The sequence below is a fragment of the Sphingomonas sp. NIC1 genome (genome assembly GCF_001638925.1).
In the GTDB taxonomy this organism is placed as follows: domain Bacteria; phylum Pseudomonadota; class Alphaproteobacteria; order Sphingomonadales; family Sphingomonadaceae; genus Sphingomonas; species Sphingomonas aquatilis.
This window is the reverse complement of sequence record NZ_CP015521.1, coordinates 134,936-156,315: the sequence shown is the minus strand read 5'-3', so window position 1 is coordinate 156,315 and position 21,380 is coordinate 134,936. Positions and strand designations below refer to the sequence as shown.

Genomic DNA, 21,380 nt, shown 5'->3' with positions numbered 1-21,380 from the left:
GGCGGGGCCTTCGCAGACAAGGACGGCGACCCTCGCGAAGAGGGCCGCCGCTGGAGGATGCGGGGGTGGGTGGAAGAGTGGGCAGACAGTCCCCCGCGGTGGCAAGGATCAGAAGAAACCCAGCGCCTTGGGGCTGTAGCTGACCAGCAGGTTCTTGGTCTGCTGATAATGGTCCAGCATCATCTTGTGCGTTTCGCGGCCGATGCCCGACTGTTTGTAGCCGCCGAACGCGGCATGGGCGGGATAGGCATGGTAGCAATTGGTCCACACGCGTCCCGCCTGGATCGTGCGGCCGGCGCGATAGGCGGTCGTCCCGTCGCGCGACCATACCCCGGCGCCCAGGCCGTAGAGCGTGTCGTTGGCGATCGCCATCGCATCGTCGAAGTCCTTGAACGTGGTCACCGCGACGACGGGGCCGAAGATTTCCTCCTGGAAGACGCGCATCTTGTTGTGCCCTTCCAGGATCGTCGGCGTGACGTAATAGCCCGCGTCCAATTCGCCGCCGAGCTGCGCGCGGGTGCCGCCGGTCAGCACCTTCGCCCCCTCCGCCTTGCCGATGTCGATGTACGACAGGATCTTTTCGAGCTGGTCGTTCGAGGCCTGCGCGCCGATCATCGTCGATGCGTCCAGCGGGCTGCCCTGCTTGATCGCCTGTACCCGTGCGATCGCCTTTTCCATGAAGCGGTCGTAGATCGATTCGTGGATCAGCGCGCGGCTGGGGCAGGTGCACACCTCACCCTGGTTGAGCGCGAACAAGGCGAAGCCTTCCAGCGCCTTGTCCAGATAATCATCGTCCGCGGCCATCACGTCGGCGAAGAAGATGTTGGGGCTCTTGCCGCCCAGCTCCAGCGTGACGGGGATCAGGTTTTCGGTCGCATATTGCATGATCAGGCGGCCGGTCGTCGTTTCGCCGGTGAAGGCGATCTTGGCGATCCGCTTGTTCTGCGCCAGCGGCTTGCCCGCCTCGACGCCAAAGCCGTTGACGACATTGAGCACGCCCGGCGGCAGCAGGTCGCCGATCACGTCCATCAGCACCATGATCGACATCGGCGTCTGTTCGGCCGGTTTCAGCACCACGCAATTGCCCGCGGCGAGCGCCGGCGCGAGCTTCCACACCGCCATCAGCAGTGGGAAATTCCACGGGATGATCTGGCCGACGACGCCCAGCGGCTCGTGGAAGTGATAGGCGACGGTGTCGTGATCGATCTCGGCGATCGACCCTTCCTGCGCGCGCAGGCAGCCGGCGAAATAGCGGAAATGATCGATCGCGAGCGGCAGGTCGGCGGCGGTGGTTTCGCGGATCGGCTTGCCGTTGTCGATCGTCTCGACCAGCGCGAGCAGCGACAGCCGTTCTTCCATCCGGTCGGCGATCTTGAGCAGGATGCGCGACCGCTCGGTCGCGCTCATCCGGCCCCAGGCGTCCTTCGCCTTGTGCGCGGCGTCGAGCGCCAGTTCGATGTCCTCGGCGGTGCCGCGCGCGACCGAGCAGACGGTCTTGCCGGTGACGGGCGAGGGGTTGTCGAAATACTGGCCCCGCACCGGCGCCACCCAGTCGCCGCCGATGAAATTGTCGTAGCGCGGGCGGATCGCGATCTGCCCTTTCAGCTCGTCAAGCGCCTGTTGCAGCATGGGTCGTCTCCTAGGGGTCGCGCACCGGCGGTTCTGCCGGTTCGGGCTCGTTGCGATGCCCCACTGTCTGCCTGCCGGGCGCCCCGCGCCATTGCACCAAAGGGCAATTGCCGCTGGCGGCGCGATGCGGGCACCCCGGCCGCATTCGGCGTCGGTCCCTGACGGCGCGTACGGGAGAGGAATGTCACCATGTTGAAGCTCGCCATCGTCGGCGCCGCCGCCGTCGCCACCCTCGCCGCTGCCGCCCCGGCCGCCGCGCGCGACATCGTCGTGCAGATGAAGAACGTCGGTACGGGCGGATCGATGGTGTTCGAACCGGCCTTCATCAAGGCGCAGCCGGGCGACACCATCCACTTCAAGCCGACCGACCCCAGCCACAATGCAGAGACGATCCCGACGATGCTGCCCGCCGGCGTCGCGCCGTCCAAGGGTCAGATGAACAAGGAATTCGTGCTGCCGGTCACCGCGCCGGGCCTGTACGGCATCAAGTGCATGCCGCATTTTTCGATGGGCATGGTCGCGCTGGTGCAGGTGGGCAACGGCCCGTCCCCCAATCTCGCCGCCGCGCGGGCCGTGAAGCTGCCGCCGTTCGCCGCCAAGCGGATGACTCCGATGCTGGCGCAGGCCAAGTGAGCGCGCGGGAGGAAACGCCGATGTCTGCCGCGCTGATGGTCGCCTATCCCGCCGACGGGGGCGCCGCCTTCGATCGCGAATATTATGTCGCGACGCATCTGCCGCTCGTCCGGCACGCGCTGACGCCGCACGGGCTGACCGGTGTTGCGGGCTATTTCCCCGATCACGTGGGCGACATGCTTGCGGTCGCCATCCTGACCTTCACCGATGCCGCGTCGCGTGACGCGGCGCTGGCGTCGCCCGAGGCGGCGCCGGTGTTCGCCGACATCGCCAATTTCACGACCGCGACGCCGATCCCGATGCCGATGACGGTCGCCTGACGTCGGGGGCGGGCCGGGGTTACCCGGTCCGCAGCGTCAGCCCCACCCACACGGTCCGCGGCGTCGCCCGCTCGACGATCGCATTGCCGCTGATCCCCGTTTCGACTCGCGCATCGAAGACGTTCTCCGCGCGCAGCTCGACCCCCAGCGTGCGCGTGAGCGGCAAGGCGGCATAGCCGTCCAGCGTCGTCGCCGGCGCGAGCGAGCGGCTGTTCTGGTCGTCCTCGAATTGGCGGGCGGCGTGCCGCAGCGTCGTCGAGATCGCCGCGCCGCCCTTGCGCCAGCCGAGCGTTGCGGACGTCAGGTCGCGCGGCGTCTGCGCGGGCCGCAACCCGTCGAGCGCCGCCGCAGCACCGCTGGCGACGACGCGGGGATCGACATGCGACCAGGACGCCTGGGCGAACGCCGGCCCGCTCTGCCAGCGGGCGTCCAGCTCCAGGCCGGTCGAGCGGATCGCATCCAGATTGCGGCGAACGCGGTAGATGCCGTTCGCGGCGACGAAGCCGACGCCGGGGAAGGTGCCGGGCCCGCGCCCCGCCGTAACGTTGGCGATCGCGCCGTCCAGCCGGTTCCAGAACACGGTCGCGGCGAATGAGACGCCGGCACCCGGCGCCAGCGTGACGCCGCCGTCGATCCCGCTTAGCCGTTCAGGCTCCAGCGCGGCATTGGCGGCGACCGCATCGGCGCCGACCCGGAACGGCCGGTACAGCTCGTTGAGCGTCGGCAGGCGCCAGCCGCGATAGGCGGACGCGCGCAGCGTCACCGGCGCAACCGGCGTGACGGAAATACCGGCCCGCCCGGTCCATTCCGTCCCCCGCCGCTCCGGAAAGATGGCGTTGGTCAGCGGCGCGCCGGTGGCAATCACCGCCTCGCGCAGGGCGCCGTCCGTCAGCCGCCAGCGATCCACCCGCCCGCCGAGTGTCAGTGTCGCAGGGCCGGCGGTCAGGCTCGCGTCCGTGAACAGGCCATAGGTCAGCGCGGTGCCGCCCGCCACGCGCCGCCGCGTGGGCAGGGCGTTGACGTAGGTGTATAGCTCCTGCGTCTGCCCGGAGACGCGTCGCACGTCGGCGCCGAGCCGCAGATCGCGGCCTTCGCCGACCGGCGGCTTCACTTCGATGCGGCCGCCGGTGCCGGTGGCGGGCGTGTTATATTGGTCGAGCGTCTGCGTTGCGGTGCTCCGGGCGGCATCGACGCTGGCGAATTGCGACGCGAAGGCGCGCGTCTGGAGATAGGCGAGCGCGGACCAGCCCCAGTCGCCGCGCCCGATCAGGCGGACGCTGGCGTCGGCGCCCTGGCTGCGGTTGCGGGTGAAGGCCGTGCCGCGGTCGCGCGTGTCGGTGAAGCCCGACAGGTTGGTCTGCAATTCGGTCTGTCCGCCGAGCGCGACCACGCTGCGCGCCGCGGCGGAGAATTGCTCGAACGGGGCCGCGCGATCGGCGGGGCCGCGGCTTTCGGCGACGGTCGGCACGAAGCCGTCGCCACGATCGTACGCCGCCGACAGCGTGGCGAAGCCGCCGTCACGGCGCAGCAGACCCGATGCGGCAGCGGATAGCGACCGGCGGCTGCCATAGGCGAGGTCTGCGGCAAGCGTGGGTTGGTCGGCGGGATCGGCGCTGTCGATTTCGATCGTGCCGGCGAGCGCGCCGGGCCCGAAATAGCCGCTGCCACCGCCGCGCGTCACGCGGATCAGGCCGATGCGATCGGTGGCATAAGCGGGGAAGGGCACCCAGCCGCCGAACGGGTCCGCCTGCGGCACGCCATCCAGGATCAGGAGCGCGCGGCTGGACGCATTGCCGCCGATCCCGCGCAGCGACAGCCCCTGGCTGGTCGGATTGGCCGAGCGCGAATCGCTCCGGCGGAACTGCTGCAGCCCCGCGACATCGGCGAGCACCGTTTCCAGCCGGCCGCTGGCGCTTTCGCGGATGCGCGCCGCGTCGATCGCGACGACGTCCGCCGTGCGATCGCCCGGTCGGGCGGGCAGGCCGCGACCGATGACGACGATGTCCTGAGTCGCAGGAGGGTCGGCGGCGGCGCGGTCCTGCGCGGCGGCGGGAAGGGCGGAGGCGCCGCACAGCAACAGGGCGATGGCTCGAACGATCATAACGGCTCCGGATAGGGGGTGATCGGCACCAACGGGCGGCCCAGGTCGCGCCAGCCATCGGCGCCTTCGGCGAACCAGCGCACCCGCCTATAGCCCGCCCGGCGCAAACGCCACGCCGCATTCCAGCTCATCCAGCAATCCGCCAGGCAGAAGACGATCAGCGTGGTGCGCGGCGCGGCGGCATGCAGACGGGCGACGCCGTGAAGGAACCAGCGTTCGACGGCGGGATCGATCGCCCCGCGCCCCGCTTCGGGAAACCAGGCCGCGCCTGCGATACCGCGCTGTTCGCGGGCGAGCCGCCAGTGCCCGTCGGCCGTCCGTACCGCCCCCTCGGCGGGCACGACGTCGATTAGCGTCGCGCGGCCGGCATCGACCAGTGCGGCGACCGTGGCGGCATCGATGCGCGCGACTCCGGGCGGCGGCGCCGGCACGACGCCGCGATAGTCGGCGATGCGATAGCCGCTCCTCGCATCGAAGCGCGCATCGGGCGCCGCCGCGGCGAGGGCGATCAGGGCCGTAAGGCAGAGGGGCAGGTGGCGGCGCATCGTACCAAGGTGTCATGGTCGCGGACGGGCGACCTGCCTACCAGACTTAGGGATGAGGATCGCATCACGCTCTCTCGTCACGGCACTGCTTGTCGCCGTCTCCGCCCCGGCTTCCGCCACGTTGCCGGCCGATCCGCTGGCATCGCCGATGTGGGATTTCGTCGCCGATCAGGCGTTTGGCGCCGGCGCCCGCGTCGCCTTCGATCCGCGCGTCAAGGTGCGCTTCCCGGACATCGCCGAAAACCAGCGCGTCTTCCCGGTCGAGGTCGACGCGCGGGGCATCGCCGACGTCAAGCGGATCATCATTCTTGTCGATCTCAACCCGATCCAGCTGCCGATCGACTATCGGCTGGACGATGCCGAGCCGTTCATCGCGACGCGGATCAAGCTCGATCAACGCACGCCGGTACGCGGGGCGGTGCAGCTCGCCGACGGATCGTGGCTGGTGTCGGGCGGCTGGATCGATGCGGCGGGCGGCGGCTGTTCGGCGCCGCCGGCCAGCCGGGTCAGCGGCGACTGGGCGCAGCATCTGGGCGAGGTGCGCGGTGGCCTGTGGCGGACCGCGACGGGTCCACGCGCGCAGATCGCCTTCCGCCACCCGATGGACACCGGCTTCGTCGCCAACATCGCGAGCTATTATATCGATCAGCTGACGTTGACCGGCGCGGATGGCCGGTCGCTCGGCATAGTCGCGATGCAGGCCGCGGTGGCCGAGGACCCAGTGCTGACGCTCTTGCCGCACGCGCGAACGGGCGAGATGGTGCGCTTCCACGCGCGCGACACCAACGGCATCGACTATCGCGGCACGCTGGCGGATCGCGGCGGTCCCGCCGCATGATCGATCGGCGGACACTGATCGCCGCGGCGGGCGCCGCCCTCGCCGCGCCGGTGCTGGGACAGGCGCTGGCCTATCGCCTGACCCCGCACACGGTTGGGGACGGCCTCTGGCTGATCCGCGGGGCCGATGCGCCGATCGCGCGCGACAATGGCGGCGCGATCGCCAACATCACGCTGATCGCCACCGATGCCGGTCCGGTGCTGATCGATGCGGGACCGTCGCTACGCTATGGCGAGGCGTTGCAGGCGCTGGCGAAGACGCTGACGGGCAAGCCCGTGGCGCGCGTCTACCTGACGCACCTCCATCCCGACCACAGCTATGGCGACGCGGCGTTCGCGCCGGCGATCGTCGCAGCAACGCCGGGACTGATCGCGACGCTGACGCGCGACGGGCCGGGCTTTTCCGATGGCATGTACCGCCTGCTGGGTGACTGGATGCGCGGCACCGAGCTGCGCATCCCGCGTCACGTCGTGTCGAGCCCGCAGGAGGTCGTGGGTGGGCGGACGTTCCGCATGCTGCCGCTGACGGGGCATAGCGCCGACGATCTCGCCATCCTCGACGAGGCGACGGGGACGCTGGTGGCCGGCGATCTCGTCTTCCACGATCGCGCGCCCTCGACGCCGCATGCCGATCTGCCGACGTGGCGGCGCTCGCTCGATACGCTGAAGGGGCTGGGGCATCGCACGCTGATCCCCGGCCATGGCCCGTTCGACCCGACGCCCACCACCGCCATCGACCAGACCCGCGACTGGATCGACTGGCTCGACGCCGCGCTGCGCCGGGCGGTGACAGACGGGCTCGACATGGTGGAGGCGGGCGATCTGCCGATCCCGCCCCGGTTCGCGACGCTGGCTGCGGCGCGATACGAATTGCAGCGCTCGGTCGCGCATTTCTATCCGACGCTGGAGCGCACGCTGCTACCGCGGGTCGATGCGCGATGACGGGGGTGCGTCCGATGCGCTATGGTCTTCTCGCTGCGACCGCGCTGATCGCGACACCGGCCGCGGCGCAGACGCTCGACCCCGCAGCGCAGGACGGGGGCGAGCCGCTGGTGATCGTCGGCACGCCGCTGGTCGATCCGGGCGAGGATATCGTCGGCTATCCCGCGCAGCACGTATCTGACGAACAGATCGCGCGCAGCCATGCGCTGGACCTGTCCGACTATCTGCGCAGACTGGCCGGGGGTGTGTTCGTCAACGAGGTGCAGGGCAATCCGCTGCAACCCGACATCAATTATCGCGGCTTCACCGCCTCGCCGCTGCTCGGCACGCCGCAGGGCCTGTCCGTCTACTTCGACGGCATCCGCATGAACCAGCCGTTCGGCGACGTGGTCAGCTGGGATCTGATCCCAACCTCCGCGATCCGATCGACGACGCTGGTGCCGGGCGCGAACCCGCTGTTCGGGCGCAATTCGCTGGGCGGCGCTTTGGCAATCCGCACTAAGGACGGCCGATCCGATCCGGGCATGACCGCCGACATCGGCTATGGCAGTTTCGGCCGCTCGGCCACGCGCGCAACCGTCGGCGGGACGCACAAGAGCTGGCATTGGTTCGCCTCTGCCGATTATTTTCGCGAAAGGGGCTGGCGCGATTTTTCGCCGTCGCGCGCCGGCCAGCTGTTCGGCAAGGTCGGCTGGGCCGATGGCGGCACCGATATCGCGCTGTCGGGCGGTTTCGCCGACAGCGACCTCAACGGTAACGGCCTGCAGGAGATGCGGCTGCTCGCGCAGGAGCCGGCGAGCGTCTATACGCATCCCGACACGACGCGGAATCGCGGCTGGTGCGGCAATGCGACGCTGTCGCAGCAGCTGTCGGACCGGCTGATGCTGTCCGCCAACGCCTTCTACCGCGGCATCCGCACCCGCACGGTCAACGGCGACGTCAACGAAGGCGCGTTGGGCGAAAACCTGTACCAACCCAATGCCGCAGAGCGCGCCGCTCTGGCGACGGCGGGCTATTCGGACGTCCCCACATCCGGCGAAACGCAGGCGAACACGCCGTTCCCACGCTGGCGCTGCATCGCCAACGTGCTGCTGAACAGCGAGCCGAACGAGAAATGCAACGGCTTGGTCAACCGCACCGCGACCCGGCAGCGCGAATGGGGCGCGACGGCGGAGCTGACGTGGACCGCCGGTGCGAACCGACTGACGCTGGGCGCGGCCTATGTCGATGGGCATGCCGACTTCACCCAATTGTCGCAATTCGGCTATCTGACCCCCGATCGTGGCGTGGTCGCGGTGGCGGGGCCAGGGGCCTTCGCCGACGGGTCGCAGGCGTCGGAAAATGCGTTCGATGCGCGCGTCGATCTGTCCGCAGGCACCCGCGTCGTCAGTCTCTACGCGCTCGACGGGCTCGACGTCACGCCGACGCTCCATGTCGATCTGTCGGGTCGGTTCGACCGGACGATCGTGCGCAACCGCGACCGGATCACACCGGGCGGTGGCACGGGATCGCTGGATGGCGATCACCGCTTCCAGCGCTTCAATCCCGCAGTCGCGCTGCGCTGGACCCCGCTGGAACCGGTGGCAATCGATCTGGCGGTCGCCCGGACCAGCCGCGCGCCGTCGGCGATCGAGCTGGGCTGTGCCGACCCTCGCAGCCCGTGCCGCCTGCCGAATGCGCTCGCCGGCGATCCGCCACTCGCGCAGGTCGTCGCGCAGACGGTGGAGGGCGGGGTAACGCTGACGCACGGCACTGTCCGGCTGAGGGCGGGCGCGTTCCGCACCGTCAGCCGCGACGACATCCTGTTCGTCGCCAGCGACCAGACCGGCTTCGGCTATTTCCGCAACTTCGGCCGTACCCGGCGGCAGGGTGCGGACCTCGATCTGTCGGCACGACGGGGTGCGATCGGGCTGTCGGCGCATTACACCTTGCTCGACGCGACCTATCGCAGCGCCGAGACGGTTGGCGGCGCCGGCAACAGCAGCAACGACGGTCCCGCACCGGGCTTCGACGGCACGATCGCCATCGCGCGCGGCGACCGAATCCCGTTGATCCCGCGTCACCTGCTCAAAGGTGCCGTGACGGTCGATGCCACACGCTGGCTGACGCTCTCCGCGGACGTCGTCGCCAGCGCGGGTGTGATCGCGCGCGGCAATGAAAATGGCGCGCATCGGGCCGACGGCGTCTATTATCTGGGGGACGGGCGCACCCGCCCCTATGCGGTGGCCAATGCCGCGGCAGAGGTGCGACCGGGCAGGGGCATCACGCTCTACGTCCAGGTGAGCAACGTGTTCGACAAGCGCTACACGACCGCGGCGCAGCTCGGCGCGACCGCCTTCGATGCGTCCGGCCGGTTCGTCGCACGGCCGTTTGCCGCGCCGGTGATCGACGGCGAACGGCCGTTGCTGCACGCGTCGTTTCAGGCACCCGGCGCGCCGCGCTCGGCGCAGTTCGGCATGCGGCTGGGTTTCTGAACGGGCAGCGCCGCGCGGATGCGATCCCATCGCGTCCCGCGCGGCGCCGCCGGTCATCAGCCGCCGAAATGCACCGTCCCGGTCAGCCCCCACGTGCGGGGCTTGGCGTAGACGCCGGAAACCGTCCCGTCGAACAGCGTATTGTCATAACCGTAGACGCGATAACGCTCGGAAAACAGGTTGTTGACGAACAGAGCGATGTCCCAGCGGTCCGCCGGGCCGGCAAAGCCGATGCGCGCATTGGCAACCGTGTACGCCCGCTCCCGCTCGACTGGCGCGCACAGCACCGTAAAGCAGAAGCTGCTCGAATGCTGCGCATCCGCCTGTAGCGAGGCGGTGCCGCCCGCGACCGCGAACTCGTATCGCGCCAGCAGGTTGCCCGAAAAGCTTGGCGCCTGCGGCAGGCGGTGGTCTTCCACGGTCACCAGATCGGGCAGTTCGACGTTGCGGACCTTCGTGTCGAGGAACGACGCATTGGCCTGTAGCGTCAGGCCCCGGATCGGGCGCGTCGCGAACTCGACCTCCAGCCCCGCGGATTTTGCGGGCAGGTTCACGACCGTCTGCACCGTCGAATATTGGGCGAAGGCCTGATAATTCTGATAATCGTAGTAGAAGGCCGACAGGTTCAGCGTCGTGCCCGGCGCAAGCCGCGTCTTGGCGCCGACTTCCCAGGCGTTGAGCGTTTCGGGCCGATAATTGATGCCGTTCAGCGCCGCCGCCTCCGATCCGGGGAAGGGCGTGCCCGTCGAGAAGGTGAAGCCGCCGCTCTTCGACCCACGGTTATAGCTCGCATACAGCAGCACTTGGTCGGTCGGCTTGTAGTTGATCAGCGCACGCGCGGTGACCCCGTCGAACACAGGGGTGGCATCGGCCGGCGTCGCGGTGATGCCGGTCCGCGGCTGGATCACGCCGAACGAGCCATAGGCGACCTGGCGCGGGTTGAAGATGATCGACACGCCGGTGCTGGGCTCCGACCCGAAATACCGCCCGGTCTTGCGATCGTTCCAATAGCGCAGGCCACCGACCAGCGTCACGCGATCGGCAACCTTCCACTCGTTCTGCACGAAGAAGGCGTAGGACCGCGTGTTCTGCGAAAAGGCGACGGTGGGGTCGTAGCCGTAGAACAGCGAGGCGTATTTGCCGGTATAATCGCCGTCGATCGACATGGCAAAGGCGCCGGCCGTCAGCTGATTGGCGCCCAGATCGGCCTGCAGACGGACTTCCTGCGACCATTGGTCGATCCGCGATCCTTGCGTGAAATACACGCCGCTGGCGGGCGAGGAATCGCCGTCTTCGGTGTAGAATTTGTCGCCGTGCTGGTAATCGGTGATCGTGACCAGCGTCACCGCATCCGAGACGCGTGCCTGGATCTTCAGGTCTGCGCCGAACACCTTGCGATCGACATAGCTGGGATCGGTCGCCGCCGTCTTGTACGGATCGCCACCCCGCGCGGGATTGATCGCGTCGTTGCGATAGCCCGCGCCCGTTTCGCCCGGGCCGGTCCCCCAATAGGCGCAGCTGCGATCGGGGGCCAGCACCTCGCCTTGCAGCCGGGCATTGGGACAGCTCGCGACCAGTGAATACAGACCGGCCTGCCGTTCCTTGTCGGCGCGCATGTAGCGCAGCGTCAGCGTCGATTCGATATCGGCATTGGGCTGCCATGCTACGATGCCGCGCAAGGCCCAGTGATTGTTGGCGCCGCGGGCAGGCTCGCCTGGGTTGATATTGCGGATGTACCCCTTGTCCCGGTTGCGGGTGCCAGCGACGCGGACCTGGAGATTGTCGGTCAGCGGCCCCGACACGGCGCCTTCGGTGATGATCTGCCCATAGCTTCCGACCGTGACGGAGCCGTAGCCGTCCAGCTCGCGGGTCGGCTGGTTGGAAATGAACTGCACCGCGCCGCCAGTCGCGTTGCGGCCGAACAGCGTTCCCTGCGGCCCACGCAGCACCTCGACCCGTGCGAGGTCGAAGGTCGGGAAGCTGGCGAGGTTGATCGAGCTGGAATAGCTGTCGTCCTGATAGACGGCGACGGGCGGCTCCTGCTGGTCGCCATAATCGTTCTGCGACACGCCGCGAATGTTGAACACCACCTGCGAGCTGGAATAGGCGTTCATCTTCAATTCCGGCACGGCGCGCGTCAGATCCGTCGCAGTCTGCACGTTCATGTCGCGCAGCGAATCCGCCGTCATTACCGATACGGCGATACCGACATCCTGTAGTTTTTGTTCACGCCGTTGGGCCGTGACGACGATGTCGTCCGAGTCTTTGGCCTGATCCTTGGAATGTTCCTCGGAGTGTTCCTTGTCCTGCGCGGCAGCGATCGGGGACCATGCCAAGACGGCACATGTCGTAACCGTAGACAGCAACAGGCGGCGAAGATCGCCCGAACGGTGTTCGCGATGCATGGAATGACCCCCTTTTGGTGTGGCGGGCATCCCGACTGGGGAAAGGTCAATCGTGACACCGGCACGTCGATAGTCCGCCTCTCCCCGATCTTTATCGACGACTATCCTGCGACGATGCGATGGAACGGATTGAATGGATTCGACAGTAACACAGTATAGATGCGACATCGCTGGCGGGGGTCGCGCGGCGGATCATCGCCGCGATGCTGATATAGGGGGAATGTTACTGAAGTAAGGATGGAGCATATCAAAATTGCTCTGTAGAGCAGCAAATCGATCTCTGGATGTGCTGGTGTTTTCTGAGAAGTTAAGCGGTTTGTATTTGATAATTCCGGACTTTTGCTGCCTTTCGATGAAGGTCGGGCATATGCGTAGCGGCTCCTCTGACGTTCGTTTGTGGCGTCGCGCCGTCGTGCGGTTTCTGCCGTCATGATGGGGTCCTGGGGCGGTCGATGGCCTCCCTTGGCCCCTCACAATCGCAATAAATTGCTGTGTCCTCGCGGGCTTAGGTCGCTGAGCACGGGCAGTGACAGGGGCGATTGCTAACGCTCCGCTGGTTGGCGTCGCGGCATATACCGCGCCGTCGGGGCGCCTCAGCCTTTAGTCGTTGAATAATCGATCAATTAATATCGAAAAGTGGACGCTTAGCTATTGGCAGCCAGTCGGCGCGAGGCATGCCGATCCATAGCTGCTCGAGGCTGTATAACGCTCTCTTATACTCATCATGCATGCTGCTGATTGATCGTTCAACCGAACAAGGCATCTTGCAATAATTTCGTCACCGGCGAAGATTTGAACGCCGAATCCGGCCGTACTGGACCTTCATGGGAGCAGGTGCGGAATGCGAAATGCCGTTGCGTGCCGCCTGCGACGATGCGGGCAGACCAGTCATCAGTCCATAGCCGGCCCTGCGCCGGACACCGAGACGTCGCGGACGATCGACGGGCGGAGCCATCGCGGCTCGGTCCGCCGGCGCCCCCGCGTCCGGTCGTGGACCGGCAATCTCGGACACATGGGCGGTGACGGATGATGTCTTTCGGGTGGCAGAGGGTGCTGGCGGCGCGTGACGCGTCGGTCGCATGACTCTGGTCCGTACAAAATCAAAAGGGGGCGGCGGAATGGCGGACGAGGTGATGATCGCGGAACCGTATGACGGCGGGGTCGCTGCCCGGCACGCCACAGGCGGTTCGTCGCGCCCGACGCTGCTGCGTGCGCTGGATTGGCGGGGGGCGTTCTGGGCGATCAGCGGCGTTCCGGCCGGCGTGCTGCTGACGATGGGCGGCGTGTCCACGGTGGTCGGGCAGGCGTCCTGGGCCGTGTGGATCGTCTCGGTGCTGATCGGCTTCCTGCAATGCTTCGTCTATGCCGAAATCGCCGGCCTGTATCCCGACAAGTCCGGCGGCGCCTCGGTGTATGGCGCGGCGGCCTGGATCAAATATAGCAAGTTCGTCGCGCCCGTGTCCGTCTGGTGCAATTGGCTCGCCTGGTCTCCGGTCCTGGCGCTGGGCACGGGGCTGGCCGCCGGTTACGTCCTGACCAGCCTGTTCCCGGCGGATGCGGCGATCAATACGTGGCACCTCACGCTGCTTGATCTCAGCGCCGTCAAACCCGGGCTGACGCTGCGCATCAACGCGGTCGCGATCATCGCCGCCGGGTTCCTGCTCATGACCTTCCTGTTGCAGCATCAGGGCGCGGCCCGCGCGGCCGGCACGCAAAAGGTGCTGGCGCTCGTCTGCCTCTGCCCGCTGCTGCTGGTCGGACTGGTGCCGATCGTGACGGGCGATCTGCCGTCCGACCATCTGTTTCCGCTGCTGCCGATCGTGCGCGATGCGGCGGGCCATATCGGCTTCGGCAGCTGGAATGCCGCCGGGCTGACGTTGCTGGCGGCGGGCCTGTTCGGCGCCGGCTGGTCGACCTACGGCTTCGAAGGCGCAGTCTGCTACGTGCGCGAATTCAAGGACCCCGCCCGCGACACCTATAAGGCGATCATCTCGGCGGGGTTGCTGTGCCTGGCGGTCTTCACGCTCGTTCCTTTGGCATTCCAGGCCTCGCTGGGATTGAGCGGCATGACGAACCCCGCCATCTATGACGGGACGGGCGTGGCGCTGGCGCTGGCGAGCATCGTCAAGGGCGGCGTGATCGTCACCAACCTGTTCATTGCGATGTTCATTCTGGCGCTGCTGCTGATCGTCATGTCGTCGATGATGGGATCGTCGCGCACGCTGTATCAGGCTTCGGTCGACGGCTGGCTGCCGCGGTATCTGTCGTGGGTCAATCGCCACGGCGCGCCGACCGCGGCGATGTGGACCGATCTGGCCTTCAACCTGATCCTGCTGATGATGTCGGACTATTTCATGGTCCTGATGCTGTCCAACGTCTGCTACATGATCTTCATCTTCCTCAATCTGCAGGCCGGCTGGATCCACCGCATCGACCGGCCGCACTGGCCGCGCCCGTTCCGTGCGCCGACGTGGCTGCTCGGCGTGGGGGCCGCGTTGGGCTTCGTCAATCTGGTGCTGCTCGGCGCGGGGGCGGAGGTGTGGGGCCCCGGCACCTTGCGCAACGGCCTCATCGCCGCGGCCCTGATCCTGCCGGTCTTCGTCTTCCGCCATTACATCCAGGACGGCGGCCGGTTCCCCGCCGCCGCGCAACCCGAGGAGGCGCGGCTGCCTGATCCGCCGCGCGCCGGCATCCTGCCCTTCGCCGCGCTGGCGCTTGCCGCGGTGGTGATCGGGGTGTCGCACCACCTGTCCGTGCTGCCGGGGTGACATGACTGTCCCATGCAGCTGCGTCAGCGCCCAGATAGATGCCACGTCACGATACAGGCATTGACTGGCCGTTCAACGCAGGCTCACACTGTCGATGGCGGCGTCTTCTTCGAATCACAGCACGCTTGTGGCTGCGCCGCTCCAACATTGAACGCCTGATCAGGACCTGTTGCTTATGCCCCGTTCCTCGCCGATCGCTGACGATGGCCGCGCCAGACAGCTCGTCGAAATGACGATCGACAGCCTGTCCGAAGTGGGGTTCGTCGGCACGACGCTGATCCAGATCGCGGGGCGCGCGGGCGTGTCGCCGGGGCTGGTGGCGCATTATTTCGGCGACAAGGAAGGGCTGCTGGAGGCGGCGTTCCGCCTGCTCCTGTCGCGCCTCGGCGCACGGCTCCGCCTGCGTCTTGCGCAGGCGGAGGGGCCGCGCGAGCGTCTGCAGGCGGTGATCGACACGAACCTCGCGCCCGAGGAGCTCGACGGCACGACCAGCAAGGTCTGGCTGGCCTTTTGGGGACACGTCCGGCACCAGCCGCGCCTGTTCCGCATCCAGCACGTCTATCAGCGCCGCATGCTGTCCAACCTGCGCCATCCGCTCCGCGCACTGGTGCCGGCCGAGGAGGCGCCCGCGCTCGCGGCGACGATCGCGGCGATGATCGATGGCGTATGGCTGCGCGGCGCGCTGTCCGGGTGGAGCGAGATCGACGGCGACAGCGCGCGCCATTTGCTGGGATCGTTCGTCGACAGCCGCCTCGCCGCCATGCCGGCTGCCGCGCCGCCGCGCCGCGAGATCGTGCCCTGCAATCCCGCGACGGGAGAGGCGCTGGCGCGCATCGCGGTGACGGACACGCCTGCGCTGGAGGCTGCCGTCGCCCGCGCCCGCGCCGCGCAACCGGGATGGGCGGCACTGGCGCCGCGCGACCGCGGCCGCATCCTGCGCCGCGCCGCCGACATCCTGCGCGAGCGCAACGTCGAGCTGGCGCGGATCGAAACGCTCAACACGGGCAAACCCGTGCAGGAGACCGAGGCGGTCGACGTCCTGTCGGGTGCCGATTGCCTGGAATATTATGCCGGCGTCGCCGCCACGGTGGCGGGGCAGCATCTGGATCTGGGCGCGGAAGCGTTCGGCTATACCCGGCGCGAGCCGCTGGGCGTCGTCGCCGGCATCGGCGCGTGGAACTATCCGTTGCAGATCGCCTGCTGGAAGGCGGCGCCCGCGCTGGCGTGCGGCAATGCGATGATCTTCAAGCCCGCCGAGCAGACCCCGTTGACCGCTGCGGCGCTGGAGTCGGTGTTCCGCGACGCCGGGCTGCCGGATGGCATATTCCAGGTCGTGCAGGGCTATGGTCCGCTCGGCCGCGCGCTCGTCACCCATAAGGACATCGCCAAGGTTTCGCTGACCGGATCGGTGCCGACGGGGCGGGCGGTGATGGCGGCGGCCGCGCCGGGGCTGAAGGCGGTGACGCTGGAGCTGGGCGGCAAGTCGCCGCTGATCGTGTTCGAGGATGCCGCGCTCGACAATGCGGTGTCCGGTGCGATGCTCGCCAACTTCTATTCCACCGGGCAGGTCTGTTCGAACGGCACCCGCGTCTTCGTCCACCGATCGGTGCTGGACGCCTTTCTGGAGCGGCTGGCGGCGCGCACCGCGCGCCTGGTCGTCGGCGATCCGCTCGATCCCGCGACGCAGATCGGGCCCCTGGTGTCCGAGACGCAGATGAACATCGTGCTCGGCCATATCGAGCGAGCGCGGCGCGAGGGCGTGCGGCTGCTGGCGGGCGGCAAGCGGCTGACCGATGGCGATCTGGCGCGCGGCTGGTTCGTCGCGCCGACGATCTTCGTCGCGCAGGACGACCGCGCCTCGATCGTGCGCGACGAGGTGTTCGGCCCGGTGATGACGGTGCTGCCGTTCGACGACGAGGACGAGGTCGTCGCCCGTGCCAATGCGACCGAATTCGGGCTCGCCGCGGGCGTCTTCACCGCCGACATCACGCGGGCGCATCGCGTGATCGCGCGGCTGGAGGCCGGGACGTGCTGGATCAACCAGTACAACGTCACCCCGATCGAGCTGCCGTTCGGCGGCTACAAGGCCTCTGGCCTCGGGCGTGAGAACGGGCTGGCCGCCATCGAACATTATACCCGTCTGAAAAGCGTCTATGTCGCGATGGCCGACATCGACTGCCCCTATTGAGGTAGCGCTGATGACCGACAGCTTCGATTACATCATCGTCGGCGCCGGATCGGCGGGGTGCGTGCTCGCCGCGCGGTTGACCGAGGATGGACGGCATAGCGTGCTGGTGCTCGAACAGGGCGGGTCCGATCGATCGGTCTTCATCCAGATGCCCAGCGCGCTGTCGATCCCGATGAACATGGCGCGCTACAATTGGCAATATGAGACGGAGCCGGAGCCGCATCTGGGCGGTCGACGGCTGCACACGCCGCGCGGCAAGGTGATCGGCGGTTCGTCTTCGATCAATGGCATGGTCTATGTGCGCGGCAATCCCGCCGATTTCGATCGGTGGGAAGGGGAAGGGGCGACCGGCTGGGGCTATCGCCATGTGCTGCCCTATTTCCGGCGCGCGGAAACGCGGCAGGAAGGCGGGGACGCCTGGCGCGGCGACGCCGGGCCGCTCCACACGCAATATGGCCAATTGGCCAATCCGCTGTATCGCGCCTTCATCGATGCCGCGCGCGAAGCGGGCTATCCCGAAACGGCGGACATCAACGGTTACCAGCAGGAAGGCTTCGGCCGGATGGACATGACCGTCCATCGCGGACGCCGCTGGAGCGCCGCCAGCGCCTATCTCAAACCGGCGATGCGCCGCCCGAACCTGACGGTGGTGACCCATGCGCTGGCCAGCCGCATCGTCCTCGAAGGGCGACGGGCGACGGGGATCGTCTATCGCCGCAATGGCGTGGAGACGGTCGTCCACGCCCGGCGCGAAGTGATCTTGGCAGGCGGGCCGATCAATTCGCCGCAATTGCTGAAGCTTTCGGGGATTGGCCCGGCCGACGAATTGCGCGCGCATGGGATTACGCCGGTCCATCATCTTCCGGGCGTTGGCGAGAATTTGCAGGACCATCTGGAATTCTATTTTCAGATCGAATCCAATCAACCGATCACCCTCTATCCGGCGATGCATCCGCTGCGGAAGGCGCTGATCGGCGCGCGCTGGCTGTTCGGGAAAAGCGGATTGGGTGCGACCAATCATTTCGAAAGCTGCGGCTTCATCCGCAGCCGTGCCGGCGTCGCCTATCCGGACATCCAATATCACTTCCTGCCGCTGGCGGTCAGCTACGACGGATCGTCGCTCGCGACCGGCCACGGGTTCCAGGCGCATGTCGGGCCGATGCGATCCAAGAGCCGCGGCCATGTCCGCCTGCGCAGCGCCGATCCGGCGGACAAGCCGTCGATCCGCTTCAACTATATGAGCCATCCGGACGATTGGACCGAGATGCGCGCATGCGTGCGCCTGACGCGCGAGATCTTCGCCCAGCCGGCGATGGCTCCGTATGCGGGGCGTGAGATCCAGCCTGGTGCGGACGTCACCGACGACGCGGCGATCGACGCCTTCGTCCGCACGCACGTCGAAAGTGCCTATCATCCGTCCTGCTCCTGCGCGATGGGCGAGGCGTCGAACCCGATGGCGGTGGTCGATCCCATGCTGCGGGTGCATGGCATCGAGGGCCTGCGCGTGGTCGATTCCTCGGTGATGCCGTCGATCACGACCGGCAACCTCAACGCGCCGACGATCATGATCGGCGAGAAGGCGGCCGATCACATTCTGGGGCGTCCGGCGCTGTCCGCCTCGAATGCGGAATATTACCGCTCCAAGGGATGGGAAGCGCGGCAGCGCTAGGCATAAGCCACATCGCGTGACACAGGCCCCATCGCAACCGCGCGTCGGGATCGTACGGGATCGCTGATCCATATTCCCCGCGGGCGCGCTCGCCGCAACAGCGTCACCGACAACACCACACATCAGGCGCAGGCGCAGGTCTGCGCCTGATGTTTTGCGCGTGTCCCTCGTCACTTGGCCCCCCCGATGGACGGTGTCGCAAATCTGCGTGGTGCGCGACGCGCTTGTCCCGGCGGTGCGGACGGCGAGCCCTCATCCTGCGCTCGACGATGACGGGGGAGCCATCATGGCGGAGATGAGCATGCGCAGCGGTGACGCCGATCCGGCCTTCGCGACAGCGGCGTTTTTCGGCGGCGCGTTGCGCGAGGCGGACCCCGAGGTCGATGCCGCCATCATCGCTGAACTCGGCCGGCAGCGCGACAAGCTGGAACTGATCGCGTCGGAAAATATCGTCTCCACCGCCGTGTTGCAGGCACAGGGCTCCGTCCTGACCAACAAATATGCGGAAGGCTATCCGGGCCGCCGCTATTACGGCGGGTGCGAGCATGTCGACGTCACCGAGCAGCTCGCGATCGATCGCGCGTGCCGGCTGTTCGGCGCCAAGTTCGCCAACGTTCAGCCGCACTCGGGCGCACAGGCCAATATGGCGGTACAGTTCGCGCTGCTGAAGCCCGGCGAGACGCTGATGGGCATGAGCCTCGCGCATGGCGGCCACCTGACCCACGGCGCGGCGCCGACCTTTTCGGGCAAGTGGCTGAACGCCATCCCCTATGGCGTGCGCGAGGAGGATCAGCGGATCGACTATGACGCGGTCGCCGAGCTGGCCCGCGACTATCACCCGAAGCTGATCATCGCGGGCGGATCGGCCTATCCCCGCCAGATCGATTTTGCGCGGTTCCGCGAGATTGCGGATTCGGTCGACGCGCTGCTGATGGTCGACATGGCGCATTTCGCCGGGCTGGTCGCGGGTGGCGTGCATCCCAATCCGCTCGACCATGCGCACGTCGTCACCACCACGACGCACAAGACGCTGCGGGGGCCGCGCGGCGGCATGATCCTGACCAATGACGAGGCGCTGGCCAAGAAGTTCAACTCGGCCATCTTCCCCGGCATCCAGGGCGGGCCGCTGGAGCATGTCATCGCCGCCAAGGCGGTGGCGTTCGGCGAGGCGCTGCGTCCGTCGTTCAAGGTCTATGCCCGCCGCGTGGTCGAGAATGCCCAGGCGCTGGCCGCGGTGCTGTCTGCCAACGGCTATTCGATCGTCTCGGGCGGCACCGACACGCACATCGTCCTCGTCGACCTGCGCCCCAAGGGGCTGACCGGCAAGCGCGCCGAACAGGTCCTCGATGAGGCCGGCATCACCTGCAACAAGAACGGCATCCCGTTCGATCCGGAGAAACCCGCCGTGACATCCGGCATTCGCCTGGGGAGCGGCGCCCTGACCAGCCGCGGGTTCGACGTCGCCGCCATCCAGCAGGTGGGGCGCCTGATCAACCGCATCCTCGACGCCGCGTCGGAGGGGGAGGTGCCGCAGGCACTGATCGACGCGGTGCGGGGCGACGTGATCGCCCTGTGCGATCGCTATCCGATCTACGACACGGCGCGCGGCTGATGCAGCGCTTCTCCGCATTCTCGCTGTTCCGGCAGGGACTTGGCGGGCACAAGGGGTGGAAGCCCCAGTGGCGCAATGCCCCGCCCAAGCCCTCCTATGACGCGATCATCGTTGGCGGCGGCGGGCACGGGCTGGGGGCGGCCTATTATCTCGCCAAGACCTTCGGGATGCGCAACATCGCGGTGCTGGAGAAGGGCTGGATCGGCGGCGGTAATACCGGCCGCAACACGACGATCATCCGCTCCAACTATCTCTTCGACGAGAGCGCCGCGCTCTATGACCATGCGCTGAAGATGTGGGAGGGGTTGAGCCAGGAACTCAACTACAACGTCATGTTCTCGCAGCGCGGCGTGATGATGCTGGCGCACAACATCCATGACGTTCAGGTGTTCAAGCGGCATGTCCACGCCAACCGGATCAACGGCGTCGACAATGAATGGCTGACACCCGAAGAGGCCAAGGCCTTCTGTCCGCCGCTCAATATCGAGCGCAACATGCGCTATCCGGTGCTGGGCGCGGCGCTCCAGCGGCGTGGCGGCACGGCGCGGCACGATGCGGTCGCCTGGGGCTATGCCCGCGCCGCCGACGCGCTGGGCGTCGATATCATCGAGAATTGCGAGGTGACGGGTATCCGCCGCGATGCGTCCGGTGCGGTATCGGGCGTCGAGACCAATCGCGGCTTCATCGCCTCGAAACGAGTCGGGGTCTCGGCGGCGGGCCATACCAGCGTCGTGCTGGGCATGGCGGGCGTCCGCCTGCCGCTGGAAAGCTATCCGCTCCAGGCTTTGGTGTCGGAGCCGGTGAAGCCGATCTTCCCCTGCGTCGTCATGTCGAACACCATCCACGCCTATATGAGCCAGTCAGACAAAGGTGAGCTGGTGATCGGTGCGGGCACCGACGCCTATACAAGCTATACCCAGCGCGGCGGCCTGCACATCGCGACCCATACGCTGGAGGCGATCTGCGAGCTGTTCCCGCAATTCCGCCGGATGCGGATGCTGCGCAGCTGGGGCGGGATCGTCGACGTGACGCCCGATCGCTCGCCGATCATCGCCAAGACGCCGGTGCAGGGCCTGTACGTCAACTGCGGCTGGGGCACCGGCGGGTTCAAGGCGACGCCGGGCGCGGCGCATCTGCTCGCCCATACGATCGCGAACGACGCGCCGCATGCGATCAACGCGCCCTATACGATCGAGCGCTTCCGCGACGGCTATATGATCGACGAGGCGGCGGCCGCCGCCGTCGCCCACTGAGAGG

Annotated in this window: 14 protein-coding genes; 10 read left to right on the top strand and 4 right to left on the bottom strand. The window is 67.5% G+C overall.

Annotated elements, in window-relative coordinates:
* Positions 1–108: 108 nt before the first annotated feature.
* Entirely contained in the window at positions 109–1,629 is a 1,521-nt protein-coding gene (gene adh / locus A7E77_RS00860) for an aldehyde dehydrogenase (protein WP_043059689.1), read from the bottom strand.
* A gap of 189 nt (positions 1,630–1,818) precedes the next feature.
* Between adh and A7E77_RS00855 the strand changes: the two genes are divergently transcribed.
* Positions 1,819–2,262 (top strand): pseudoazurin, encoded by a 444-nt coding sequence (locus tag A7E77_RS00855; RefSeq protein WP_063685225.1) that lies wholly within the window; start codon positions 1,819–1,821, stop codon positions 2,260–2,262.
* 20 nt (positions 2,263–2,282) lie between these two features.
* Positions 2,283–2,582 (top strand): EthD family reductase, encoded by a 300-nt coding sequence (locus A7E77_RS00850; protein ID WP_063689602.1) that lies wholly within the window; start codon positions 2,283–2,285, stop codon positions 2,580–2,582.
* Positions 2,583–2,601: 19 nt separating this feature from the next.
* Here A7E77_RS00850 and A7E77_RS00845 read toward each other — a convergent pair whose 3' ends face one another.
* Both A7E77_RS00845 and A7E77_RS00840 read right to left on the bottom strand, forming a co-directional pair.
* Entirely contained in the window at positions 2,602–4,683 is a 2,082-nt protein-coding gene (locus A7E77_RS00845; RefSeq protein ID WP_063685223.1) for a TonB-dependent receptor, read from the bottom strand.
* Positions 4,680–5,228 carry a rhodanese gene (locus tag A7E77_RS00840; RefSeq protein WP_063685221.1) on the bottom strand — a complete coding sequence of 183 codons (549 nt, stop codon included), beginning with the start codon at positions 5,226–5,228 and terminating at the stop codon, positions 4,680–4,682. The genes A7E77_RS00845 and A7E77_RS00840 overlap by 4 nt, the downstream gene beginning before the upstream one ends.
* A gap of 52 nt (positions 5,229–5,280) precedes the next feature.
* Between A7E77_RS00840 and A7E77_RS00835 the strand changes: the two genes are divergently transcribed.
* The 3 genes from A7E77_RS00835 to A7E77_RS00825 are packed head-to-tail and all read left to right on the top strand — an operon-like array spanning position 5,281 to position 9,481.
* The gene (locus A7E77_RS00835; protein WP_063685219.1) at positions 5,281–6,066 is read left to right on the top strand and encodes a quinoprotein dehydrogenase-associated SoxYZ-like carrier; all 786 of its coding nucleotides are present in this window, start codon (positions 5,281–5,283) and stop codon (positions 6,064–6,066) included.
* Complete coding sequence (locus tag A7E77_RS00830) at positions 6,063–7,007, top strand: quinoprotein relay system zinc metallohydrolase 1 (RefSeq protein WP_063685217.1); 945 nt, start codon at positions 6,063–6,065, stop codon at positions 7,005–7,007. The genes A7E77_RS00835 and A7E77_RS00830 overlap by 4 nt, the downstream gene beginning before the upstream one ends.
* A 14-nt stretch (positions 7,008–7,021) precedes the next feature.
* A complete protein-coding gene (locus A7E77_RS00825) occupies positions 7,022–9,481 on the top strand; it encodes a TonB-dependent receptor (RefSeq protein WP_226341795.1) in 2,460 nt (819 codons plus the stop codon).
* A gap of 56 nt (positions 9,482–9,537) precedes the next feature.
* On the opposite strand, the gene A7E77_RS00820 is transcribed toward A7E77_RS00825, so the two are convergent.
* Positions 9,538–11,670, bottom strand: a complete 2,133-nt coding sequence (locus tag A7E77_RS00820) for a TonB-dependent receptor (RefSeq protein WP_264177010.1) — start codon at positions 11,668–11,670, stop codon at positions 9,538–9,540.
* Positions 11,671–13,004: 1,334 nt separating this feature from the next.
* On the opposite strand from A7E77_RS00820, the gene A7E77_RS00815 reads away from it, so the two are divergent.
* From A7E77_RS00815 to A7E77_RS00795, 5 genes are all read left to right on the top strand, one after another.
* Positions 13,005–14,654 carry an APC family permease gene (locus tag A7E77_RS00815; protein ID WP_063685212.1) on the top strand — a complete coding sequence of 550 codons (1,650 nt, stop codon included), beginning with the start codon at positions 13,005–13,007 and terminating at the stop codon, positions 14,652–14,654.
* Positions 14,655–14,829: 175 nt separating this feature from the next.
* Entirely contained in the window at positions 14,830–16,842 is a 2,013-nt protein-coding gene (betB, locus tag A7E77_RS00810; protein ID WP_078462187.1) for a betaine-aldehyde dehydrogenase, read from the top strand.
* A 10-nt stretch (positions 16,843–16,852) separates the two neighbouring features.
* On the top strand, positions 16,853–18,511 hold the full coding sequence (gene betA / locus A7E77_RS00805) for a choline dehydrogenase (RefSeq protein WP_063685207.1): 1,659 nt from the start codon (positions 16,853–16,855) through the stop codon (positions 18,509–18,511).
* A gap of 301 nt (positions 18,512–18,812) precedes the next feature.
* Positions 18,813–20,123: a serine hydroxymethyltransferase gene (gene glyA, locus A7E77_RS00800; protein ID WP_226341901.1), complete on the top strand. Its 1,311-nt coding sequence runs from the start codon at positions 18,813–18,815 to the stop codon at positions 20,121–20,123.
* Positions 20,123–21,376 (top strand): sarcosine oxidase subunit beta family protein, encoded by a 1,254-nt coding sequence (locus A7E77_RS00795; protein WP_063685205.1) that lies wholly within the window; start codon positions 20,123–20,125, stop codon positions 21,374–21,376. Before glyA ends, A7E77_RS00795 begins: the two co-directional genes overlap by 1 nt.
* The last annotated feature ends 4 nt before the right edge of the window (positions 21,377–21,380 follow it).

Bases quoted from the DNA above. Each gene is read 5' to 3' on its own strand.
- A7E77_RS00855 (WP_063685225.1), top strand. From the start codon at position 1,819: ATGTTGAAGCTCGCCATCGTCGGCGCCGCCGCCGTCGCCACCCTCGCC.
- A7E77_RS00850 (WP_063689602.1), top strand. From the start codon at position 2,283: ATGTCTGCCGCGCTGATGGTCGCCTATCCCGCCGACGGGGGCGCCGCC.
- betA (WP_063685207.1), top strand. From the start codon at position 16,853: ATGACCGACAGCTTCGATTACATCATCGTCGGCGCCGGATCGGCGGGG.
- A7E77_RS00815 (WP_063685212.1), top strand. From the start codon at position 13,005: ATGGCGGACGAGGTGATGATCGCGGAACCGTATGACGGCGGGGTCGCT.
- A7E77_RS00830 (WP_063685217.1), top strand. From the start codon at position 6,063: ATGATCGATCGGCGGACACTGATCGCCGCGGCGGGCGCCGCCCTCGCC.
- adh (WP_043059689.1), bottom strand. From the start codon at position 1,629: ATGCTGCAACAGGCGCTTGACGAGCTGAAAGGGCAGATCGCGATCCGC.
- A7E77_RS00845 (WP_063685223.1), bottom strand. From the start codon at position 4,683: ATGATCGTTCGAGCCATCGCCCTGTTGCTGTGCGGCGCCTCCGCCCTT.
- glyA (WP_226341901.1), top strand. From the start codon at position 18,813: ATGCGCAGCGGTGACGCCGATCCGGCCTTCGCGACAGCGGCGTTTTTC.
- betB (WP_078462187.1), top strand. From the start codon at position 14,830: ATGCCCCGTTCCTCGCCGATCGCTGACGATGGCCGCGCCAGACAGCTC.
- A7E77_RS00820 (WP_264177010.1), bottom strand. From the start codon at position 11,670: ATGACGGCGGATTCGCTGCGCGACATGAACGTGCAGACTGCGACGGAT.
- A7E77_RS00835 (WP_063685219.1), top strand. From the start codon at position 5,281: ATGAGGATCGCATCACGCTCTCTCGTCACGGCACTGCTTGTCGCCGTC.
- A7E77_RS00795 (WP_063685205.1), top strand. From the start codon at position 20,123: ATGCAGCGCTTCTCCGCATTCTCGCTGTTCCGGCAGGGACTTGGCGGG.
- A7E77_RS00825 (WP_226341795.1), top strand. From the start codon at position 7,022: ATGCGCTATGGTCTTCTCGCTGCGACCGCGCTGATCGCGACACCGGCC.
- A7E77_RS00840 (WP_063685221.1), bottom strand. From the start codon at position 5,228: ATGCGCCGCCACCTGCCCCTCTGCCTTACGGCCCTGATCGCCCTCGCC.